We start from the raw sequence: 21,224 nt of genomic DNA on the forward strand, positions 1-21,224 counted from the left end.
GGAGAGACATGGCCATTACCATCGCACTTGCCGGAAACCCGAATGCCGGCAAAACCACATTGTTTAATCAGCTCACCGGTTCCAACCAGTATGTAGGAAACTGGCCCGGTGTTACTGTAGAAAAGAAAGAAGGAAAGCTTAAGGGACACAAGGATGTAGTCATCGCGGACCTTCCCGGAATCTATTCTCTTTCTCCTTATACCCTGGAGGAAGTGGTAGCAAGAAACTACCTGATCAATAACCGTCCGGATGCTATTTTGAACATCATAGACGGAACCAACTTAGAGAGAAATCTTTATCTTTCTACCCAGTTAAAGGAGTTGGGCATCCCCGTTGTTATGGCCATCAATATGATGGATGTGGTAGAGAAGAACGGAGATGTGCTGAATCTGGAAGAGCTGGGAAAGGCTATGGGCTGTAAGGTAGTCAGCATTTCCGCTTTAAGAAACAAGGGTGTTGCGGAGGCCTCTGCCTTAGCCGTTGCGGAAGCCAATGGGAAGAACGACACTGTTGTACAGCACAAGTTCTCCGAGCAGGTGGAAGGAGCGATCAACTCCATTGAAAATCTTTTAGAGGGCAATGTACCGGAGAGCCAGAAGCGTTTCTTCGCCATCAAGCTTTTCGAAAGAGATGATAAGATTCGTAATGAAATGCCGGAGAAAGCGAAGAACTTAGATGTGGAGAGCATTATTGCCGCTGTAGAGAAGGCGGAGGATGATGATTCCGAGAGTATCATCACCAATGAGCGATACAACTATATTCAGAGCATTATCGATGCGGCTTATGTAAAGAGAGCCCAGAAGGGACTTACTGTTTCCGATAAGATTGACGCCATCGTAACCAACCGTTTTCTGGCAATCCCCATCTTCGCCGCAGCGATGTTCCTGGTGTACTACATTTCTATTTCTACCATTGGAACTGCAATGACCGACTGGGTAAATGACGTTTTGTTCGGCTCCGATCCCTGGTCTTTCTTCGGTCTGGTGGACGTTCCATCTATTCCGGGCATTGCTACCTCTGCACTGGAAGCTATGAATGTAAGTGAGGCTATTCAGGGACTTGTAATCGATGGAATCATTGCCGGTATGGGTGCGGTAATCGGATTCTTACCCCAGATGCTGACCTTCTTCCTCTTCCTTGCTTTCCTGGAGGGCTGCGGATACATGGCCAGAGTTGCTTTCATCATGGATAGAATTTTCCGTAAGTTCGGTCTTTCCGGAAAGTCCTTCATCCCCATGTTGATCGGTACCGGTTGTGGTGTTCCCGGTGTTATGGGATCTCGTACCGTAGAGAATGATAGAGATCGTCGTATGACCATTATGACCACCACCTTCATTCCTTGTTCCGCTAAGCTTCCTATTATCGGACTTTTGGCAGGAGCAATGTTTGACAACTCTGCTTGGGTAGGCTGGAGTGCATATTTCTTAGGAATCTGTGCTATCGTATTCTCCGGAATCGTATTGAAGAAGACCAAGATGTTTGCCGGAAAGCCCGCCCCCTTCGTTATGGAGCTTCCTGCATACCATATGCCAAGACCTATTGATATTTTAAAGAGTGTAGGAGAAAGAGGAATGTCCTTCGTGAAGAAGGCGGGAACCGTTATCCTTCTGGCAACCATTCTGGTATGGTTCTTATCCCGCTTTAACTTTAGCTTACAGTATCTTCCTGAGGAAGATATGGATACTTCTATCCTGGCAGCTTTTGGTAATGCCTTGGCTTGGCTTTTTGCTCCTCTTGGATGGGGCAAGTGGAAGGCTGTTGTGGCAGCTCTTACCGGACTTATCGCAAAGGAGAATGTAGTAGGAACCTTCGGTACCCTCTTCCACTATGCGGGAAGCGTAGATTTAAAAGATGACAGTACGGCAATCTGGCCACAGGTTAAGGAATACTTTGCCAGCGGCGTAGCAGGCTACAGCTTCCTTGCTTTCAACCTTCTCTGCGCACCTTGCTTTGCAGCTATCGGTGCTATCAAGAGAGAGATGAACAACGGTAGATGGACCATCTTCGCTATTGCTTGGGAGTGCTTCCTGGCTTACTGTGTATCTTTGGTCATCTATCAGGTAGGCGGTTTGGTAACCGGTGAGGTTAGCTTTAACCCCTTCACCATCGTAGCATTTATCCTGATTCTTGCAGGACTTTGGGGCTTGTTCAGACCTTACAAGGAAGCGGCAACTCTTTCCGGTTCCGAAGAGCTGGCAGTGGAGAAGGCCATGGCATAAAGATTTTTATGAATGTATTCCGGAAAACGGAATGAGCTTGGAAAGGAGCTCCTGCCTTGCAGGGCTCTTTTTCATTTCTACTACTTAGAAAGTGGCAAAGCTGAAGCCTGAGACATTTTACTGTGTATTTGGCCGTTTTATACTGTCCTTTGCGATAGATAAGGAAAAGAGATAGTCGAAAAGAGATAGCTCAAAAAGAGATAGCTCAAAAACCAAGTTTTTTTGAAGAAATCCTAAAGAATATTAATTTTTAGAATAAACCTTTGGAAAATGACGGTTTTGCTATAATATAGTAAGTAAGTTCGTTTTGCGAGCGGTCTTATTCATCCGGGATAATCTAGCGGTTTATTATTTATTAGAGAAAGGAAGAAAAATGGGAAACGTTATCGTACTGGCCATTGTGGCGTTAATTGTAGTTGCCATCATTCGAGCTTTACGGAAGGAGCACCGGGAAAATGGCTCTTGTGCATATTGCAGTTATGCGAAATCCGGAAAGTGTGACCATGTAGGCCATGAAGAGTTGGATCATAAGGGACAAGAATTTCATTTGACCAAGGAGCAACAGGCTATTATTGACCGGCATACCAGAAACCGGAAGAAGGCTTAAATAAAGCATAAATAGAGTATGCATCTTGCAAGCTCTCCTGCATCCTGATTGATTGGGCATGCAGGATTGCAAAAAGATTTTGCAAGGCAAGATTGTAGGCAGAAACATTGACAGAAGTAACGACAGAAGTAATGACAGAGGCATCGGGAAAAGTCGGTGCAGGAACAGAGGGAGCTGTTCCGTTTAAAGGAGGGAAAAAGACATGATAAAGATTGAGTCCGCCCTGTTGCAGGTGGAGATTAACCGAGAAGCGGAATTACAGTCCGTGTTTGACAAAAAACGAAACAGAGAGTGCTTATGGCAGGGAGATGCAAAGTATTGGAAAGAGCGTTCCCCGCTTCTGTTTCCCTTTATCGGACGTCTTTTTCAGAAGGCCTATTATTACAATGGGGAGAAATACCCCATGGACGTGCATGGCTTTTTACGCTCCATGCAGGCTCGTATCGTAGATCAGGAAGAGGATTCCTGCACCTTGGAATTTCGGGATAGTGCGGAATCCAGAAAGATTTACCCCTTTTCCTTTCGTTTACAGCAAAGCTACCGGGTAAAGGACAATCGTCTGGATGTCTGCTCCAGAGTGGAGAATCTGGGAATTGAGGTAATGTATTTTGCGCTGGGAGGACATCCCGGTTTCTACCTCCCCTTTTCCAAGAAGCAGGCAATAAGTGATTACGCCATTCACTTCCCTAAGCAGGAAGCGATGATGGAGAAGGTTCGCTTTTCAAAAGACTTACTTACCTTGGAGGAACGGGAGAATTTCGCCTTGGTAAACGGGCGTCTCCCCTTGGAAACCGTTCTGTTCCGAAATGACGCGGTGGTGCTGGCGCACAGTGGAGGAGAACTGGTGCTGGGAAGTGATGACGAGCCGGTCTCCCTTCGTTTCCTTTATGAGGACTATCCCTATATTGCTCTCTGGCAGCCCTATGGAGAGAAAACGCCCTTCCTCTGTGTAGAGCCATGGACAAGCCTCCCCGGAAGAGAAGGCGTAATGGAGGAGCTATGCTCCATGAAAGACCGCATTTCCCTGGGACCGGATGAAGCAAAGAGCTTTTGCTACAGTATCATTTTAGAGGATAAATAGAGAAGATCGGATGCAGTATAGAAGAAAGCTCCGATGCAGTATAGGCCTGAAAAAGGGGCAATTTTATCCCGCGGTACTTGCAAACCGGCGGCGGGAAGTACTGTAGAAATCAATAAGCTGAAGCGATAGAAGCAGTATAGGTATGAAAGAGAGCAATCTGAGCCCGCCGGTACTTGCGAAAAACAAAGGTACTGTAGTTTTTCGCTTAGTACCGCTGCAGGGCGAAGTTAGCGGGAGCGTGCTCGATTACATACCTATACTGCTTCTGCGCGTGCCATATCAATGAATACAGTCCCTCCCTTCGCCGGCTTTATTTGCTTTCCTGCTTTGCTTCCAAATGCAGCTTCATCTCTTTCCGCTCCTTCCGGTAAAAATACAGCACCACCAGGAAGGTGAAGGCTTCAGATGCGGGGAAGGAAAGCCAAACCCCCGGCATTTTTAGAAGGGAAGAAAGTAAGAAGGCAAAAAATACAATAGCGATGGTGCCTCTCAGTAAAGAACAGATAAAGGCGGGGCGGGGATTGTTGGTAGCAGAGAAATAGCTTACCATCAGGATATTCAGCCCGGCCGCAAGGAAACCGATGAAATACAAGGGAATTCCTTCCTTGGCATACTGGTAGAGGATAGGATCATTTTCCCGGTTAAAAAGAGCGATACAGAAGTCACTTTGGAAAATGATGCTTGCCACAATCAAAATCGCCAGTACCAAAGCGCTTACAATGCCGTAATGCAGGTAGGACTGCAACTTATGAATATCACGTTTTCCGTAGCTGTTGCTGATTAAGGGCTGGCTTCCCTGAGCCAAACCATTGAATACACAGGTGCAGACAGAGGAAACATTGGCAATGACACCGTAGGCGGCAACACCGATATTTCCGCTAAGACCTAAAATCAGGCCGTTAAAGGTACTGATGGTCACGGCACTGGTCAGGTCGCCGACAAAGGCGGAAAATCCCAGCTTGCAGCAGGCACAGAGATGCTTAAAGCGCGGACTTTGCCAACGAAAGGCAATGGTATTTTTCGGACTCCGAAAATGCAGAGCGCAAAACAAGCTGGTAACCACCGGAGATAGGGCAGTAGCCAGAGCCGCACCGGTCATGCCCAAATTCATGGGGAACATGAAAATATAGTCAAATACGATATTAAAGAGGGAACCCATCAAAGAGCCGACCATGGCCATGGAGGGGTTCTTGTCATTTCTGGTGAAGGCAGTCATACTGCTGTTTGCCATAAAGAGGAAGGCAGAGCCTAAGATGATTCGAACGTAGATCATTCCCAGATTCTGCAATTCCGCATTTGCCCCTAAAATTGCCAAAACCTGCTTCGGAAAAAAGAGCCCGAAGAAGGTGAAGGGCAGGGCGAAAATGAAGTTCCAAAAAATAGCTTGTAAAAAGAAGGAGCTTACATCCTTTCCCGCAGCCTGTCGGATGCTGTATCTGGTGGCACAACCCACCGCAATCATATTGCCCAGGGCATTGAGAAGGCCGTACAGCGGAAGAATCAAATTTAAAACCGCAAGTCCATCGGTTCCCGCATAGGAAGAAATAAAATAGGTATCCGCTAAAATATAAACGGAAAGCCCAATCATCCCGGCTATACTTTGACTGACATAACGAAAAAACTTCTTCATTTCTAAACTCCCCTGACTCCCCTAACTCAAGATTTTTTTGCGAAAAAAATTTTACGGTAGTATAATGGCTGTCATTGTAGCATGGAAGTAGAAAAATTGCCAGAGAAGGGAGCGGAAGACATGGCCATAAGCGATGAGGAGAAGTTTCGGCAAATGCTGGAGGAACCGGTGAATCGTTTGATTCCCAAGTTGGCCGTTCCTTCCATGGTGTCCATGATTGTGGTGGCGGTGTATAATATGGCGGACACCTTCTTCGTTTCCCGCTTGGGAACCTCCGCCTCTGCCGCAGTGGGAGTGGTATTCTCCATGGCGGCAATCATTCAGGCAATCGCCTTCATGATCGGCATGGGTTGCGGAAACGAAATTTCCCGTTTGTTGGGAGCGAAAAAGCAGAAAGAAGCGGAACGCTATGTGGCAGTAGGATTTTTTACGGAATTGATTATCGGAACTATGATTGCAATCATTGCCGGCATTTTCGTAGAACCTCTGGTTTACGCTTTGGGATCCACCAAAACCATTGCTCCCTATGCCATGCAGTACGCCAGAATCATCCTTTTTGGAAGCCCCTTTATGATGGCTTCACTGGGCATGAACAATATGCTCCGCTTTCAGGGAAATTCCTTTTATTCCATGATCGGCATCAGTACCGGCGGTGTCCTCAATATGTTTCTGGACCCCCTCTTTATTTACGTCGGGAAAATGGGGATAGGCGGCGCTGCGGTGGCTACCGTAATCAGTCAAATGATATCCTTCGGCATTTTATTGTACCAATGCAACAGAATGCCGGCCTGCATTTCCGTATCTCCTCGAAATTTTAAGCCGAGTATCAAACGTTACAGCATTATTCTGCGCTTCGGCTGTCCCAGTCTCGCCAGACAGGGAATTGCCGGTGTTTCCACCATTTTGCTGAACTTTTCCGCCCATCCTTACGGAGATGCGGCTATCGCAGCTATGGCCATCGTAATGCGTGTCAGCATGTTCATCTTTTCCCTGGTTATCGGCTTCGGACAGGGTTTTCAACCGGTTTGCGGCTATGCCTATGGAGCCAAGCACTACAAGCGTGTGGCGGAGGCCTATCGTTTCAGCTTGAAGGTCTGCTTTATTATGCTGATTTTTGCCGGAGCAGGAGTCTTCCTTATGGCAAAGCCCATCGTCACCGCCTTCCGAAAAGAAGATGGGGAGGTTATTCGAATCGGCACAATGGCGTTGCAGCTGCAATGCCTGACCATGCCTCTGGCTGCCCAGATTACCATGGCCAATATGTTTTCCCAGACCACCGGCTATCCCCTTCGGGCCAGTATCGTGGCACTGCTACGGCAGGGCATTTGCCTGATTCCGATTTTGCTGATTTTTCCCCGTGCCTTCGGGCTTTTCGGCCTGCAAATGTCTCAGCCCCTCAGTGATATCTTTGCGGCGCTTATTGCAGCCCTGATTACCGGAGGAATTTTAAAGGAATTGAAGGAAAGGGAGAAGAAGGAAATTAAAGTATAGCGTTCATGGGATGGAAGCGGAAATAAAGAACTAAAGATGTAATATTTATTAGATGAAACCGGAATAAAGAGTTAAGAATAAAATATTATTCGAGACATTAGGACTTGCTCAATATTCTACTTCCCATATAAGATTCGGAGAATGGTAAGCTCATTGATATTAGAATGAACCATATAGAATATGACAAAATTATCAACATGAACCCTGTGAGTATTTCGACTTGTCCATGGTTCCCACTTGAAACTCTTCTTTCATTAGCTGTTGAACTTCTTCCACAGAATAACTCTTCCCTGTCAGAGTAGATTCATATCCTTCTTGTAATGCGGTATTTAATTCAGTTTGACTCATATTTCCTATAGCTGTTGGAACTTGGTAAGACAAGTGTAAATCCAAAGGAAATCCATTTGTCCGTACTATCTGACTATATAGCATTTGAATGGCGCTGGAAGGAGAAATTCCCAGTTGTTGTAGTATGCCTTCAGCATTTTCTTTTAATTTCGTGTCAATTCTTGCATAAACTGCTTTTGTATTTGCCATATAATTCGCCTCCTTTATTATCCCATAGTATAGTTTTAGTGGAGCTACTTTGCAAGCATTTGCAAGCAAATAGATGATTGATTATTGCGAGTAAAGTGATGATTGATTATGTTTCTATAAATTATCTAATCCTTATTTCATAACTTCGGGATAAGGCCATCATACTTGCTATTCACTACTCCAAACCTTATAATGCAATAAGGTATATTCATAAAATTTAACATAATGAATCATGGGAGAAAGAGCGTATGAAAAGAACAATGATGAAGACAAAAGGAACCGGAGCGGTTCTGCAGAAAAGCTTGGCAATCGTCTTTTTGGGATTGCTTCTAAGCCTTAGTCTGGTTTCCTGTAAAGGGAATAGTCAGGCAAAGGGAAGTGAAGGAACTAAGGCGGAAGAAAGTACATCGGTAAAGGCGGAAGAGAAAGCTGATGAATCTACTGTAGCTACAGAAGAAAGTACATCCGCCGGTTCAGAGGAGCTTAGTTATGATAGCGGAGCGGTAAACAAATCCAATATATTTGCATCCTATCCCGGAGATGCAATGTGGAAGAGTACTGCTAATGAGTATATGCTTATCCCTTATATTAAGGACGGAAAAGAACAGATTGAGTTTCGTCTTTATGGAGAAGCAAAGTTTTTATTAGAGGGGCTTTCCTTTTCCAAAACAGAGCAAAACGGTTTAAAGGTATCCGGCAAGATGCGAAACCTAAAAGACAATAGCTGGAACGGGGATGCGGATGTGACATGGAATAGTCTTGAAACCATTGATTATCCTATAGTGACTTTAACCAATGGTACGGAATTTACCGATGTAGATATGGGGGGAGATTATAGTTATGCCGGCTTGGTGAACAGTACAGGTCAATCCAATGCCGGAACGGCTACCAATGCTTCTGAATTTATTTTCCCATACGCCAACGAGAGACTGATTGCTCGGGGAGAGTATGGGAGCTTGGATGCGGCAACCCTCCGTTTAGCGATTAATGAAATTTATGCTCGCCATGGAAGACAATACGACACTCAAGACCTTAATGCATATTTTTCTTCTAAATCCTGGTATAGACCGCAGTACAGTAAGTCGGAATATGATAAGATTGAAAGTCAGGTTTTGAATTCTTACGAGCGAGAGAATATAAAGATCCTTACCGGATATAGAGACAGCCTGCTGGGAAAAGTAGGATAATAGAATGAAAAAGCAGTGGAAAAGAAATTCCAATATCTCCTCTCGTCCATTACCTTGGATGCGAGGAGATATTTTATTGCACACCTTATCCATTAACGGATATTATCCGAATATGGAGACTAGTATATTTACAATTGCCACATTACAATTATAGCACTACATAATTCTGTCGATTCTTTCCCTTCTTACTATGTCTATTCTTATTCCTATTTCTAAAAGGAGAATCTCATGCCTCAATTTCCAGCAAAAAATTCTAAAAATTCAAAAGAGCAACACACATTACAAAAATCAAGCTCTCAGCTAGAAGTAAAACAAGCTATTATATCATCCCTAACTCTTATGGATGATATCTTTATCAAAATCGTATTGCAGGATAAGCAATGCACCGAATTTATTTTACAAGTTATTATGGAAAATGATTCTTTACGTTTGAAAGATCAATGTATTCAGAAAGACACTCCCAATATTCATGGACATTCTCTTGTCTTGGATTGTTACTGCGAGGACAAAGAGCACAATCTATATAACATTGAAATCCAAAATGATTCTCAAGAAGCAATCCCGAAACGAGCTAGATTTCACGCCAGTCTAATAGACATTCATTCTCTAAAGAAAGGACAAAATTTCAAGCAATTACCTAAAACATATGTTATATTTATTACAGCTAAAGATATTTTCAAACGAGGACTACAATCTTATCATATTGAAAGAATCATTAAAGAAAATGGCCAGCCCTTTGATGATGACTCTTATATTATATACTTTAATACCTCGAAAATAGAAAATAATAGCTTGGGAAGACTGGCAGAAGATTTTCATGCCAACAATCCCAAGCAAATGCATTCGACAATACTGTCCAAAAGAGTAGCAGAACTTAAATCTACAGACTTTATGCAGAAGGGAGACAAAAATATGAATATTCTTTTAGAACGTTATCGCCAAGCTGCCCTAGAAGAAGGCAGAGAAGAAGGCAGTGAGAAATTAGCACAATTAATGGGTATTTTAGCGGAAAGTGGCAGACTGGAAGATATCAAAAAAGCTTCAAAGGATAAACGCTACAGAAAAAAACTCTTCCGTGAACTGAACTTAATGTAGAGGCAGTTCTATTATTGTGCATGCTTTAAGTGTAATTAGATATTGCCAGACCATTCCTTTTTATCATTGTCCCAAACGGAGTTGGACTTTGGATTATCGTTGTAAAATGGTTCGAGGAATCGTAAAAGCTAGGAATAAATCTCTTCTTGCTTAGTCATTTCATTCAACCTACCTCAAAATAGTTTATAGCCCAGTCCTTTAGTTCTTCAAATCGCTTTTGGTTTTCTTTTTTGATATTTAATCCGCTAAAGCTTTCTTCATGGGAATAGTAATATTTGCTCAAAGCTTCTACAAGAGCAGTTTCATCGCTATGCTCAAAATCGGAAAGCATATCATTTACAGCCTGGCTTGGACTGGAACAAAGAACATTTTCAAAACGTATATACTCTATAGCTTCCAAATCTTCTATGATATGGCATCGGATAGTTTCTTCCGAACTTTCCTCCAAGGCATAAACCTCCACCTTGCTTTCAGAAAAGTAGCCCACAAAGAGTTGCAAATATTCCAAGGCGGAGACAGAGCGTAAAATCATCGGCTGATTGCCCACTACATCTCTTAACCATGCTCTATTTGATGTATAGTCACTACTGATTTTCATATTGATCCTCATTGTCGTTCAAAGCGTTTTGTCATTTTTTGTAGTATAGTCTTTATCCCAAGAATACACAATCTTTTGCCAAGAGCTGTAGGTACATATAGTGCATTTTTTCGTTGCAATACAGACCGACTTCCCGTATTGTAAAACTTAGAATGTACTTGGAATACCTCACGCTTCGCGCGGGGCCCCTTGTGAAAAAAAGGCTTTATCCATGGCAGCAATATTGTTTTGTTTCACCCGGAAAAGCCCGGAATTTTAAGAAAATGGAGGAATAAATATATCTCTATAGTCATTCTTAATCGTCTCTCTTGACATCAGCCTTTCTTACAGCACCGTTGCTTCTTCCTGCACAAAGGTCGGAAACTGCTTTTTCATTCCGACGAGGCTGCAGCATCCTCGGATATAACCAGTGATACTCAGTAAATCCTTCATGGGAAGCATTTCTACCTTTTTGTTTCCGGAAATCTTCGCCTTGTCGAGAATTCTGCACGCATTGGTTTTTGTTTCTTTTCCCATACTATTCTCCTAACTAGGAAACTCGTCCCTTTTCCATCTCATAAATCCGGTCAGCAAGGGACATGGTGGATTGTCTGTGAGAAACCAGCACTACAGTCTTTCCTTCTTTTTCTTTCTCTAAGGACTGCAAAATAATTCCCTCGTTTAAGACATCGAGATTACTGCTAGGCTCATCGAGAAGCAGAAGCTCCGCATCGTGAAGGAAGGCTCTTGCAAGACCTATTCGTTGCTTTTCTCCATCAGAAAGAGAATCTCCAAGCTCGCCCACCTTTGTTTCATATCCTTTGGGGAGGCTCATGATAAAGTCATGAATGCTTGCTTTCTTCGCCGCATTTTCAATCTCTTCCTGCGTAGCGGAGAGCTTTGCGACCGCAATATTTTTCCCGATGCTATCATGGAAGAGAATGGTATCCTGTGTCACATAGCTCGTCATTTTGCGAAGGCAGTCCGTATTGATTTCCTTCACATTTTTTCCGGAAAATAAAATCTCTCCCTTTTTCGTATCCCAGAAACGCATAAGCAGCTTTAAAAGAGTGGATTTTCCGGAGCCGCTGACACCGTGAATCCCGAGAACCTTTCCCTTCGGAATGTCAATCGAAACCTGCTTCAGAATGATTTCATACTGATAAGAAAATGTAAGTTTTTCGACGTTTGCACCGTTAAATTCAATATTTTCTCCGTTTGATACCTCTTCTACCGCCGGCTCCTCCTCTAAAAGGGAAAGCACCCTCTCTCCGGAGGCCAAGGTCTGGTTTAGGGTATTGGAAAGAGAAGAAAGTGCTACAACCGGTCCAAAGGAACTCATCATGGCAAGGGTGGAAAGAAGCATTTCAGAAAAGCTGACTGCATTTCTCTGATAAAGGAAAAGCATGGTAAAGAGCATTCCCCAGGAAAAAAGCTGAATCGCAAGATTCGTCACCGCACGCTGTGAGCCCTCAAAGGAGCTTAAGTTTCTCTGGAAAGCAGAGAGTCTTTTCGACCTTTCGTCCATTTCCATAGCTTGTTTTTCTCCCACATGGTATTGCTGGATTTCATCCAGACCGTAGAGACTATCCAAAACAAAGTTATTTAGCTCACCCATCTCGCTTCTAAGCGCCATTCCGGCTTCTGCGCTGCGCTTTCCGTTCCAAATGGGAAGTAGCACGCCGACAGTAAGATAGGCAAAAAAAGCAATTCCCCCAGCCAGGATATGTTGCTTTCCGATAAAAATCAGCATAATCAGCGAAGTTAAAAAGGCAATTGCAATCGGGGAAACGGTATGCGCAAAAAAGACCTCTAAGAGTTCGATGTCCGAAGTAATGACGGAGATGAGATTCCCCTTTTCCTTTCCCTCCAACTTTGCCGGGCAGAGTTTTCTTAATATGGCAAATACCTTGTGACGGATAATCGCTAAGATTCGAAAGGCAATGTAGTGGTTACAATACTGTTCGCCGTAGTGCAAGCTTCCACGTGCTACGGCAAAGAGGAAAATCACGGTAAAGAGCTTCTGCCATGAGCCTGTAACAAAAGAGATGACGCCCCCCGGCATAAATAAACCGTCTCCGGAAAGCCCATGCAAAGCAGGAAGCTCCAAAATCCCCTTTAGGATTCCGTATCCCCCGAGAATGGTCAGGAAGATTGCACATAAAAATCCCAAAACACCTAAGATAATACCGGTCAGCATTACTCCCGTAAGAGGCTTTACAAGAACGATAAGTTTCCGCATAATGGCCAAATCCGACCTTCTTTTATTCATGCTTTTCCCCTCCTTCCTCTACCGTATCTTCCCTTTCTCCTGTTTTATCCTGCAAGTCTTCCATAATCCCTTGTTCTTCAAAACCAGTATCTTTTTGTTTTTCTGTAGAACTTTCTTTACGTGTTTCGGAAAAGATTTCCAGCTCCTTTTGTTCCTTAAACAAACGGCTGTAGCTGCCTCCCTTTTTAAGGAGCTCCTCATGCTTTCCGGCTTCCGCCACTCTACCGTTTTCCAACATGAAAATACAATCACTCCCTACAACATTAGCCAGCCTATGGGAAATCAAGAGAATCGTTCTGCTCTTTGCAAGCTCATGAATGACCTCCATAATCCTTTCTTCACTTTCCGCATCAATATTCGATGTCGCTTCATCAAAAATATAGACCGGAGTATCGTGGAGAAGTGCTCTTGCAAGAGAAAGTCTCTGTTTCTGCCCTCCGGAAATATTGGTACCATTCGAAAGGAGCGGCATAGCAAGTCCGCCCTGTGCTTCTATAAAGGAGAGGAGGTTTACCTTTTTTAAGGCTTCCTTCATCTCCTCCTCTGTTGCACCGGGATTTCCAAGAAGAAGATTATCCCGCACAGTCCCCTTAAAGATCCAACTGTCATGCCCGATCATCGTCATTTTATCGAGGACAGACCGAGACGAAAATTCCGTAAGCTCTCTGCCGTTTAACTTTACGGAGCCTTTGTAGCCCTTATTTTTCCCCATAAGAATCCCGGCTATAGTGGATTTTCCGGATCCGGAAAGACCCACGAGGGACACAAAGGAATAGGCAGGAATTTCCAATTCGACATCACGAAGGATTTCCCGACTCTCCTCATAGGAAAAGCAAAGTTTCTCCATAGAAATCCGTATTTCTTTTTCTTCCAGTACAGCTTTCCCGTCTTCCGCTTCCGGAAGATCCAGGAAAGCAAAGATTCGGTCACTTGCCTTCATGCCGTTCATGCCGATATGAAAGAAGCTTCCGAGCAGTCGCATGGGGAGAAAGAATTCCGCCGCAAGGAGGGTAATCATTAAAACATCGGAAAGAGAAATTGCCCCTTTGGAAAATTGACCAAGTGCCGAGATGATCCCGACCGCCGCCCCGCCGTAAGCGATAATATCCATCACCGAAGTACTGTTTAACTGCATGGAAAGCACCTTCATCGTGATTTTCCGGAAAAGCTCCGCTTCCCTGTCCATGTCCTCCGCTGCAGCCTGATCCGCCTGATAAATCTTTAAGGTGGTCATGCCCTGCAGCTTTTCCAAAAAGCTGTCGCCAAGTCCATAATAGATTGCAAAATAGTTACTGAGTAATTTTTTGGCTACAATCATAACAAGCATAATGACAATAGGAATAAGAGGCACAGCAAGTAGGAGGAGCAGTGCCGTTTGAACGCTGATGCGCGAGAGGATAAAGAAGAGGGTAATCGGAGCCAAAAGGGAGTAGAAGAACTGACTTAAGTACCTTCCGAAATAGGTTTCCAGCTGTTCCACGCCTTCTCCTGCCATTTGCACGATTTCCGCGCTGTTTACGCTTTCTCGATAAGCCGGTCCGAGGGCAAGCATTTTCCCATAAATCTTATTGCGAAGGATTCGTTTCACATCCGCACTGGCATGAAAGCTCGCCTTTGTATACAGGCGGTCGCAGAGAAAGCGAAAGCCCAGTCCGAGCAGAACAATCCCCATAGTCAGGGCTATTCCCTCCGTACTTAATTTCTTCTGCCAAGCATTCTCTAAGAGATGAGCAATATTGTACACAATCACGACCTGTGCAAGGAGTGAAATCCATTGCCATACTATCTGCTGTACGATATACTTTCCGGCTCCCTCTAAGAGCCGAATCAAACGCATTTTAATCATTAATTCTCCCTTTTCTTTTATCTATTTACACTTTCCTTTTCCATCATTTCAGTTTTATCCCCTAAGCATCCGGCTTTTTTCCCGCTTTCTTATTTTTCATTCCCTCTACCGCATGAGAAATCGATAAGAGCGGATGATGGAGCAGCATACTCGGTCCGCTTATCCGCATGACCGTCCGAATCTTCTCCCGCATTTCCGGCGAGTAGCAGTGTACCGGGCAATAACTGCAGAAACTCTTTTTTTCCATAAAAGGACAACGGGCAATCCTCGATATGGCATAGTCCGAAAGCGCCTTACATTCTTCGCAAAGTGCCCCGGATCCACCGTGCTTCTTCTTGCAGTATAGAGAAATCATCTCCGAGATCAAACGGATTTCACCCTGTCTCTTCTTTTCAATCTGCTCTGAATTCATAAAGCGCATTCCCTTTCTTTGCCAATAGGGTAAAGATTTTGTCAGTTGCTAAAGGAATAAAAAGAGAGTAATCATTAACACTTTGATACAATGGTTTCGACTAAAAAACTATGCAAAGGAGATTACTCTAATGGATATTGTAGCACTATTGGAGGTTTTGGCAAAAGGCTTACTTGACGCAGAGAACAAATATAGTGGCTTTTCTCTTGTAATTTATGATTTTCGAAATACAATGAAAAGTAAAGGATTTGTCTTGTGCTTTACTTTAAGATTAGGAGGAAGAGGATGGCAGAGCTACAGTATAATTTGATTGATGATTGGGAAAAGAAAGAGGTGGATCTTCCTGCATTGGAAGAAGCTTTAGAGCAGGGAAGCTCTGATCGTTATAGTGGAAAGGTATTTCATGATATTGCCGCAAAGTGGAAGAAATACAAGAAAAGGGGCATTTCGAATCTTTACCTTTTAAAGGAAGCTGAAGATGAAGGTCTGGCTTGTGCGTACTATGCTTATTCGATTACAAATGGTGTGATAGAGGAGGCACAGCTGGAAAATTTGCGTGCGCTTTGCGCAGAGAAGCTCTCTACTGGAGAAATGCGTGCCAGTGCATCCTTCTGTAAGGCATCTGAATGGTGGGATACCAATCCTACTTATCTTACGAAGCTGGTGGAAAAGGGAGAGGCAGATAGGCTGTATGAATACCTGAGTGCACAGCTGTTCCCCCAAGGGATAGTTCTCACCTCTCTAAGTGCGAAAATGAATGCTAAAGAAGAGCTTGCCTGCTCGGCAATCGCTTGGGGCTTAAAGGAAGGCGGATTTTTCAAAAAAGGCGCTTACATGAGTAGAGCAATCGATAATCGCTATCTTTAAAGACGCATAGCTGTTCTGACAATTCCTAGGCCGTTAAAACGGCAAAGCCAAAATCCCCTGTTGAAACAGCATATACAGGACGGTGCCGGAGAAGATGGAAAGCAGCATATTCCGCTTCCAACAATGCATCAGGATGGTTAGTCCAAGAGAAAGAAACTCCGGTAGTCCTTGGTTTCCGCTAAATAACTGAACATTACGAAGACAATACACCAAAAGCAGAGCAAAGCTTGCGGGAGGCAGAGCCTTTCCCAGATATTGCACTGTTTTAGGGGTATTTTTTTGAAATAAGATAAAGGGCAAAAAGCGGGTCAGCATGGTGCCCAGAATACAAAGCGCTATGATAATGATGCGTTGCCATACAGTCATAAGCTTGCATTCGCTTCCATAAATTGCTGTTCCAGCTTAGGCTTTGCCAGGAGGAAAATGCCTAAGATTCCCAGCATGGCAGGTAGGATGAAATGCTCTGCTTTAAAAATAACTAAGGACAGGATGGATACCCCCAGTCCCAGCATGGCAATACCGTAGAACAGATGTCGAAGCTGAATCATAATAGCCAGAAAAAGCGTTTCCATAGGAGCGAAAGGACCTAATAGAAATCCTACAGCCAAGAGCTCTAAGGAACCGCCGTAGATTAAGGAAGCCATAAAGAAGGTGTAGACCACGGAAAGGCCGGCGCTGTGCATATAGATACCGTAAGCAAAGCCCAGAAATAAAAAGCCGGTTAAGATGGGAACGGTATGAGGGAAGGCGGAAAAAATTGTCTCGAATGTTATACATTATTCGGGACAAAGTGGAAATAGTCTGTATAGGAGTAGATAAAAGTTCAGCCTATCTGTCCCCTTACCCTTGAATATATTCCTGTTAATATTGTAAACTTAGGTAGTCGTTTTTAATAAAATCAATACAAAAAGGTAAAGAGGATCAACTATGACTGTCACTAAAATAGAGTGCCCCAATTGCCATGGCCAGCTTGATATACCTGATGGATTAAAAGAAGGCTTTGTCACCTGTAAGTTTTGTAATACCAAGGTATACATCGAGCCGTATAAGCCGAACATTACTCAGAATTTTAATATAAAGGAAGTGAATTACAATAAGCCCGATGCCACCGTACATAATAACTCTAAGTTGCTTAATGTAATTGCGGTTGTTGTCATTCTCGGCATTCTTTCCACTGCTTTTCTGTTTGTAAGTATCCTTCCCCTTCTTCGTTATCGTTCTCCCGGAATTGTCAGCAATAAGGAAAGCTACCGAACGACTCCGAAAGCGGATGTGATGAAAAGCTTTTCTGAAAAGGCCTTTTCCAAGCCCTTGTCAAAAATTACGGCGAAGGACTATGCTTCTTTACAGTACCTTGCTATCATCAAGAAGAAGGATCTTTCTGACGGTGTGGATAAATGGTTTTTCTCTTACTCCACTTCGGTGGACGATTCCGGAAAGCCGGTCGAGGAACATACCGTCTATCTTCCCGGAGCGGATTATCTTGACGAAGAGGATATACAGCCTTTCACCGGTTTAATTTCTCTTTCCCTCGGCTCCGGTTTTCGCTATTCCTATGATGATGACAATGCCAATGATCTTCGTTGTCTTTCCAATCTGCAATTTTTTTCTACAGAATACGCTACTTTTAGCGAAATGGAAAGAACACTTCTGAATCCCGAGAAAATCATCGGTCTTTCCGGCGTTACGTTCCGCGATGAGCCGTCCTACAGTTATGATTATTCGAAAACGAAAGATATTGCAGATATTTACAAGTCTTTCTCTTCTTTAAGAGAACTCTCCGTATCGGTAGACTCGGATTTCGAGCCGGGAATCAGTGTACTCAGCTATTTTCCGAATCTGGAACACTTAGCTTTAAGAATAGAAAGTGGTAGAGATGAGCCATTGGACCTTTCTCCACTCTCCTCTTTAAGCAATTGTAAGAGCTTATTTATAAACGGACCCTATTCGCAGTCTGTAGGAAATCTTAGTGTTCTATCCGGTATGCCTCAGATTGAGAATCTGGGAATTTCCAACATTCCGAATTTTAAAGATCTACAGTTCGCGCAAAATATGCCGAAGCTGAAGTCGCTCCATCTCGTCAGTCTTCCGATTCTTTCATTGGACGGGCTGAGAAATATAAGTTCTTTAAACAGCCTTTACCTGGACTGTAGTAATCTGAAAAATGCCGATGCTCTGTCGAGCCTTACTTCTTTACAGACTTTGGGCTTTGCTTACCATAATTATGAGATTCCGGATTTACACGGCTTATCCGCTTTGGAAAATGCAGAGGTTTATTGCAATGACTTGGATAAAATCGCGGGTATGCCATCTCTTAAGAGTTTGACTATCCATAATAGTGCACAGGAATATGAGGGAGACTTCCTACGCGGTATGAATAGCCTAAGTGATTTAGTGATTGTCGGAAACGGCATTATAGGAGAGGTACTGCCTTCTTTAGGGCCGGCTTTACGGGAGCTTCCTTCCCTACAAAAAGTTACTTTCCGCGGAACTCCCATGGACAGTTACCAAGACTACAGCAGTTCTCTTTCCAATCTCGGCGTAAAGGAAATGTATTTTCTGCTCGAAGATGATAGTATTACGGCGGACAAGCCTCTTCTTCCCCTTTATCTGAGCAAACTGGAGGACGATTATACGGTTCAGGTCTTAAATCTTTCTCTTGCGAGAATCCAAAATTTGGATAATGAAACAAGGAACTTCTATCCCAACGCAAAGGCCTATCTCTCCCATTTTAAGGCTCTGAAAAGGCTGTACATTGCCGGAAATACACTGGAGAACCTGGATTGTATAGAGGGGCTTACAACTCTTGAGGAGTTGGATATTTCGGAAAATTACATCTCTGATATCTCCGCCCTCCGGAATTTTCCGAACTTAAAGAAAGTAAAACTCTCCGGAAATCCTGTAGTGAATATGGAGATTTTACTGGACAGTATAGAAATTGTTCCAAGCTTAGACTAAATAGCGGGCTGAAAAGACTAAGTTGAAGTACTGTATATTGGTGCATTTCATAAATTGTGATATTATCTTAGGAAATTTACCAATTTGACATTTCTAAAAATATTTGTTATACTTCCGGTAAATAAAAAGGGTGTCCCGCTACCGTTAAAGGTGGAGCATTAAAGAAGGTGTCTCACTACCTATATCCCAAAGGTGAAGCATTAAAGCGAACAGAGAGGATAAAACCTCTCTGTTTTTTTAGGAGAAGACAATGGCAGAAGCGATTAAATATGGATTTTACGCTATAAATCCTGATTATCTTGAATATCTCAATCAAATAGATTCAGAAGTTTATTACAACCCATCATATAGGAACAGTATTAAACCATTTGTTGGAATTATTGTTGGAATAGAAAACTATAATTATTTTATTCCAATATCTTCTGCAAAGGAAAAGCACAAAAGATGGAAGAATGTTTCTGATGAGCATTTTTTGATTTATGAAGTAATTGATAATAACATTACTATAAATGGAGATATATACAAAGATTACTCTGATGAAGAAAAAATGCACATATTGTCTATATTGGATATTAAGAAAATGATACCTGTACCGAAGGGTTGTTATGAAAGAATTGAGTTTGATAAGCTTGATGACATCAGATACAAAGACTTATTTGAAAAAGAATATGCTTTTTGCCTTAAGATAAAAACAAAGGTTATGAAAAAGGTAGAAAAATTATATCAAAAGCAAAAGGAAACAGGAACTATCAGAAGAGCAAATTGTAATTTTTCAGAGTTAGAAAAAGCAATGCTGGACTGGAAGTAAAATATAAATTACTTATGCATAATCAAGTAAGTGGAATAATATTTTGCTTCTCTTTTTTGCGATGAAAGGGGGAGGCAAATGACAGATGAAGAGTTTTTGGACTACTATAGGAAATCCGAGCAAAAAGTAAGCGGCTAAACCATCATTTTCAAATCATCGCTTTCAAATCATAACTTTCCCTAAAATTTATTGCACAGAACTTCTTTTCAGAGTATTCTTGAGCGGTATTGAATTTAAGGGGGAGAGAAGATGTTTTCTATACTGTTGCTCATGATTTATCTGGCATTTGTCAGTCTGGGACTGCCGGATGCTTTGCTGGGCTCGGCCTGGCCGATCATGTATCAGGAATTTGCTGTTCCCGTATCCTATTCGGGAACAGTTTTTATGATTATTTGCGGAGGAACCATTCTCTCCAGCTTAAACAGTGAAAAATTGAATCGTCGCTTTGGAACCGGGAAAATTACGGCAATTTCGGTGCTTTTAACCGCCATTGCCTTATTTGGTTTCTCTATTAGCCACAGCTTCCTTATGCTCTGCCTTTTTGCCATTCCCTATGGCCTTGGAGCCGGTTCTGTGGATGCGGCTTTAAACCATTATGTGGCTCTGCACTATTCCAGCAGACACATGAGCTGGCTACATTGTATGTGGGGCTTGGGAGCCTCCGTAGGTCCTTATATTATGGGCTTTGTTTTACAAAGGGGCGAGCCTTGGAGCAGGGGGTACCTGATTGTTTCTCTGATTCAATTTGCTCTGGCTATTGCCCTTTTTTGCAGTCTTTCTTTATGGAAGAAAAAGCCGGAGGAACTTAAGGAAAATGCTGCAAGCACTGCAAAACAAGAAAATTCTCAGCAAAATGAGTTCCGGCAAAATGAATCTCAGCTGGAATCCTGTTCTGAAGAAGCTAAAAAGCAAGAAGCTCTTCCATCTGGAGTCTCCAAACAAAAAGCTTTAAGCCTGAAAGAGATTTTTGCCATTCCCGGAGCCAAGGAATGTATGGCAAGCTTTTATTCCTACTGTGCTCTGGAGCAGACCGTGGGCTTATGGGCAGGCTCTTTCATGGTGCTGGCTCTTGGAATGGAAGAGAATCTGGCGGCTTCCTTTGTGGCTTTGTATTACTTTGGGATTACCTTCGGCCGTTTTCTTTCCGGCTTTTTTACCATGAAATGGAAGGATGAGCAGTTGGTACTGGGGGGAAGCGCCATTGTCTTCTTCGGTATTTTTCTCCTCTTTACGCCCTGGAGTAAGGCTATGGTACTGCCGGCCTTAATTCTCATCGGCCTGGGCTGTGCCCCGGTTTATCCTTCCGTAATTCATTCCACTCCCTACAACTTTGGGGTGGAGCATTCCTCAGCCCTGATTGGAGCACAAATGGCCTCAGCCTATGTGGGAACCTTGATTATGCCTCCCCTCTTTGGGGTGCTGGGAAGAAGCTTTAGTATGAAGCTCTTTCCCTATTACTCTATGTTCCTCTTGCTTCTTATGATATTTGCCTACAGAAGAATGCTCCAAGTGACCAAAAAGGCTAAACTGCTGCGCCGAGGGAACGGCAACAGCAAGCCGGTACAGTAAAACAAGACCGTATATAAAACAAGGCTGCATATAAATCAAGATAGTAAAACAGAAAAATAGTACAACAG

Annotated in this window: 19 protein-coding genes and 1 pseudogene; 11 read left to right on the forward strand and 9 right to left on the reverse strand. The window is 43.2% G+C overall.

The features are described 5' to 3' along the window. The first annotated feature begins 8 nt into the window (after positions 1–8). The 3 genes from feoB (at position 9) to RDQ32_RS02225 (ending at position 3,907) form a co-directional block, all read left to right on the forward strand. The gene (gene feoB / locus RDQ32_RS02215; RefSeq protein ID WP_308578960.1) at positions 9–2,219 is read left to right on the forward strand and encodes a ferrous iron transport protein B; all 2,211 of its coding nucleotides are present in this window, start codon (positions 9–11) and stop codon (positions 2,217–2,219) included. 373 nt (positions 2,220–2,592) lie between these two features. Continuing rightward, positions 2,593–2,826 (forward strand): FeoB-associated Cys-rich membrane protein, encoded by a 234-nt coding sequence (locus RDQ32_RS02220; protein WP_183683643.1) that lies wholly within the window; start codon positions 2,593–2,595, stop codon positions 2,824–2,826. Between the two features lie 202 nt (positions 2,827–3,028). Continuing rightward, positions 3,029–3,907 (forward strand): aldose 1-epimerase family protein, encoded by an 879-nt coding sequence (locus RDQ32_RS02225; protein ID WP_308578962.1) that lies wholly within the window; start codon positions 3,029–3,031, stop codon positions 3,905–3,907. A 310-nt stretch (positions 3,908–4,217) separates the two neighbouring features. On the opposite strand, the gene RDQ32_RS02230 is transcribed toward RDQ32_RS02225, so the two are convergent. Next, positions 4,218–5,537 (reverse strand): MATE family efflux transporter, encoded by a 1,320-nt coding sequence (locus RDQ32_RS02230; protein ID WP_308578963.1) that lies wholly within the window; start codon positions 5,535–5,537, stop codon positions 4,218–4,220. A gap of 81 nt (positions 5,538–5,618) precedes the next feature. Here RDQ32_RS02230 and RDQ32_RS02235 point away from each other — a divergent pair, with 81 nt between their 5' ends. Further along, positions 5,619–7,028: an MATE family efflux transporter gene (locus RDQ32_RS02235; protein ID WP_308578964.1), complete on the forward strand. Its 1,410-nt coding sequence runs from the start codon at positions 5,619–5,621 to the stop codon at positions 7,026–7,028. A gap of 192 nt (positions 7,029–7,220) precedes the next feature. Here the strand turns inward: RDQ32_RS02235 and RDQ32_RS02240 are convergent, their stop codons facing one another. Further along, a complete protein-coding gene (locus tag RDQ32_RS02240) occupies positions 7,221–7,565 on the reverse strand; it encodes a type II toxin-antitoxin system RelB/DinJ family antitoxin (protein WP_050768777.1) in 345 nt (114 codons plus the stop codon). 248 nt (positions 7,566–7,813) lie between these two features. On the opposite strand from RDQ32_RS02240, the gene RDQ32_RS02245 reads away from it, so the two are divergent. Continuing rightward, positions 7,814–8,752 (forward strand): YARHG domain-containing protein, encoded by a 939-nt coding sequence (locus RDQ32_RS02245; protein WP_308578965.1) that lies wholly within the window; start codon positions 7,814–7,816, stop codon positions 8,750–8,752. A gap of 228 nt (positions 8,753–8,980) precedes the next feature. After that, complete coding sequence (locus RDQ32_RS02250; RefSeq protein WP_183683652.1) at positions 8,981–9,847, forward strand: PD-(D/E)XK nuclease family transposase; 867 nt, start codon at positions 8,981–8,983, stop codon at positions 9,845–9,847. Positions 9,848–10,010: 163 nt separating this feature from the next. On the opposite strand, the gene RDQ32_RS02255 is transcribed toward RDQ32_RS02250, so the two are convergent. The 5 genes and pseudogenes from RDQ32_RS02255 to RDQ32_RS02275 all read right to left on the reverse strand — a co-directional run bounded on the left by RDQ32_RS02255 (position 10,011) and on the right by RDQ32_RS02275 (position 14,954). Further along, a complete protein-coding gene (locus RDQ32_RS02255) occupies positions 10,011–10,445 on the reverse strand; it encodes a hypothetical protein (protein ID WP_308578966.1) in 435 nt (144 codons plus the stop codon). 330 nt (positions 10,446–10,775) lie between these two features. Continuing rightward, positions 10,776–10,916: pseudogene (locus RDQ32_RS02260) on the reverse strand (YbaK/EbsC family protein); the annotation flags it as partial. A gap of 58 nt (positions 10,917–10,974) precedes the next feature. Continuing rightward, complete coding sequence (locus RDQ32_RS02265; RefSeq protein ID WP_007158152.1) at positions 10,975–12,696, reverse strand: amino acid ABC transporter ATP-binding/permease protein; 1,722 nt, start codon at positions 12,694–12,696, stop codon at positions 10,975–10,977. After that, positions 12,689–14,542: an ABC transporter ATP-binding protein/permease gene (locus tag RDQ32_RS02270; protein WP_007158151.1), complete on the reverse strand. Its 1,854-nt coding sequence runs from the start codon at positions 14,540–14,542 to the stop codon at positions 12,689–12,691. The genes RDQ32_RS02265 and RDQ32_RS02270 overlap by 8 nt, the downstream gene beginning before the upstream one ends. 61 nt (positions 14,543–14,603) lie before the next feature. Next, positions 14,604–14,954 carry a nitrous oxide-stimulated promoter family protein gene (locus RDQ32_RS02275; RefSeq protein ID WP_007158150.1) on the reverse strand — a complete coding sequence of 117 codons (351 nt, stop codon included), beginning with the start codon at positions 14,952–14,954 and terminating at the stop codon, positions 14,604–14,606. A 130-nt stretch (positions 14,955–15,084) separates the two neighbouring features. Between RDQ32_RS02275 and RDQ32_RS02280 the strand changes: the two genes are divergently transcribed. Both RDQ32_RS02280 and RDQ32_RS02285 read left to right on the forward strand, forming a co-directional pair. Beyond that, positions 15,085–15,264 (forward strand): hypothetical protein, encoded by a 180-nt coding sequence (locus tag RDQ32_RS02280; protein ID WP_040649604.1) that lies wholly within the window; start codon positions 15,085–15,087, stop codon positions 15,262–15,264. Further along, entirely contained in the window at positions 15,240–15,821 is a 582-nt protein-coding gene (locus tag RDQ32_RS02285) for a hypothetical protein (RefSeq protein WP_007158148.1), read from the forward strand. The genes RDQ32_RS02280 and RDQ32_RS02285 overlap by 25 nt, the downstream gene beginning before the upstream one ends. Before the next feature lie 33 nt (positions 15,822–15,854). Here the strand turns inward: RDQ32_RS02285 and RDQ32_RS02290 are convergent, their stop codons facing one another. Further along, on the reverse strand, positions 15,855–16,187 hold the full coding sequence (locus RDQ32_RS02290; protein ID WP_007158147.1) for a branched-chain amino acid transporter permease: 333 nt from the start codon (positions 16,185–16,187) through the stop codon (positions 15,855–15,857). Continuing rightward, positions 16,184–16,594 carry an AzlC family ABC transporter permease gene (locus tag RDQ32_RS02295; RefSeq protein ID WP_308578976.1) on the reverse strand — a complete coding sequence of 137 codons (411 nt, stop codon included), beginning with the start codon at positions 16,592–16,594 and terminating at the stop codon, positions 16,184–16,186. The genes RDQ32_RS02290 and RDQ32_RS02295 overlap by 4 nt, the downstream gene beginning before the upstream one ends. 154 nt (positions 16,595–16,748) lie before the next feature. Here RDQ32_RS02295 and RDQ32_RS02300 point away from each other — a divergent pair, with 154 nt between their 5' ends. The 3 genes from RDQ32_RS02300 to RDQ32_RS02310 all read left to right on the forward strand — a co-directional run bounded on the left by RDQ32_RS02300 (position 16,749) and on the right by RDQ32_RS02310 (position 21,156). After that, positions 16,749–18,779, forward strand: a complete 2,031-nt coding sequence (locus RDQ32_RS02300; RefSeq protein ID WP_007158145.1) for a leucine-rich repeat domain-containing protein — start codon at positions 16,749–16,751, stop codon at positions 18,777–18,779. Between the two features lie 250 nt (positions 18,780–19,029). Beyond that, positions 19,030–19,587: a type III toxin-antitoxin system ToxN/AbiQ family toxin gene (locus tag RDQ32_RS02305; protein ID WP_007158144.1), complete on the forward strand. Its 558-nt coding sequence runs from the start codon at positions 19,030–19,032 to the stop codon at positions 19,585–19,587. 249 nt (positions 19,588–19,836) lie between these two features. Next, positions 19,837–21,156 (forward strand): sugar MFS transporter, encoded by a 1,320-nt coding sequence (locus tag RDQ32_RS02310; protein WP_007158143.1) that lies wholly within the window; start codon positions 19,837–19,839, stop codon positions 21,154–21,156. The last annotated feature ends 68 nt before the right edge of the window (positions 21,157–21,224 follow it).

It is taken from the genome of uncultured Oribacterium sp., from assembly GCF_902481605.1.
Taxonomy (GTDB): Bacteria; Bacillota; Clostridia; order Lachnospirales; family Lachnospiraceae; genus Oribacterium; species Oribacterium sinus.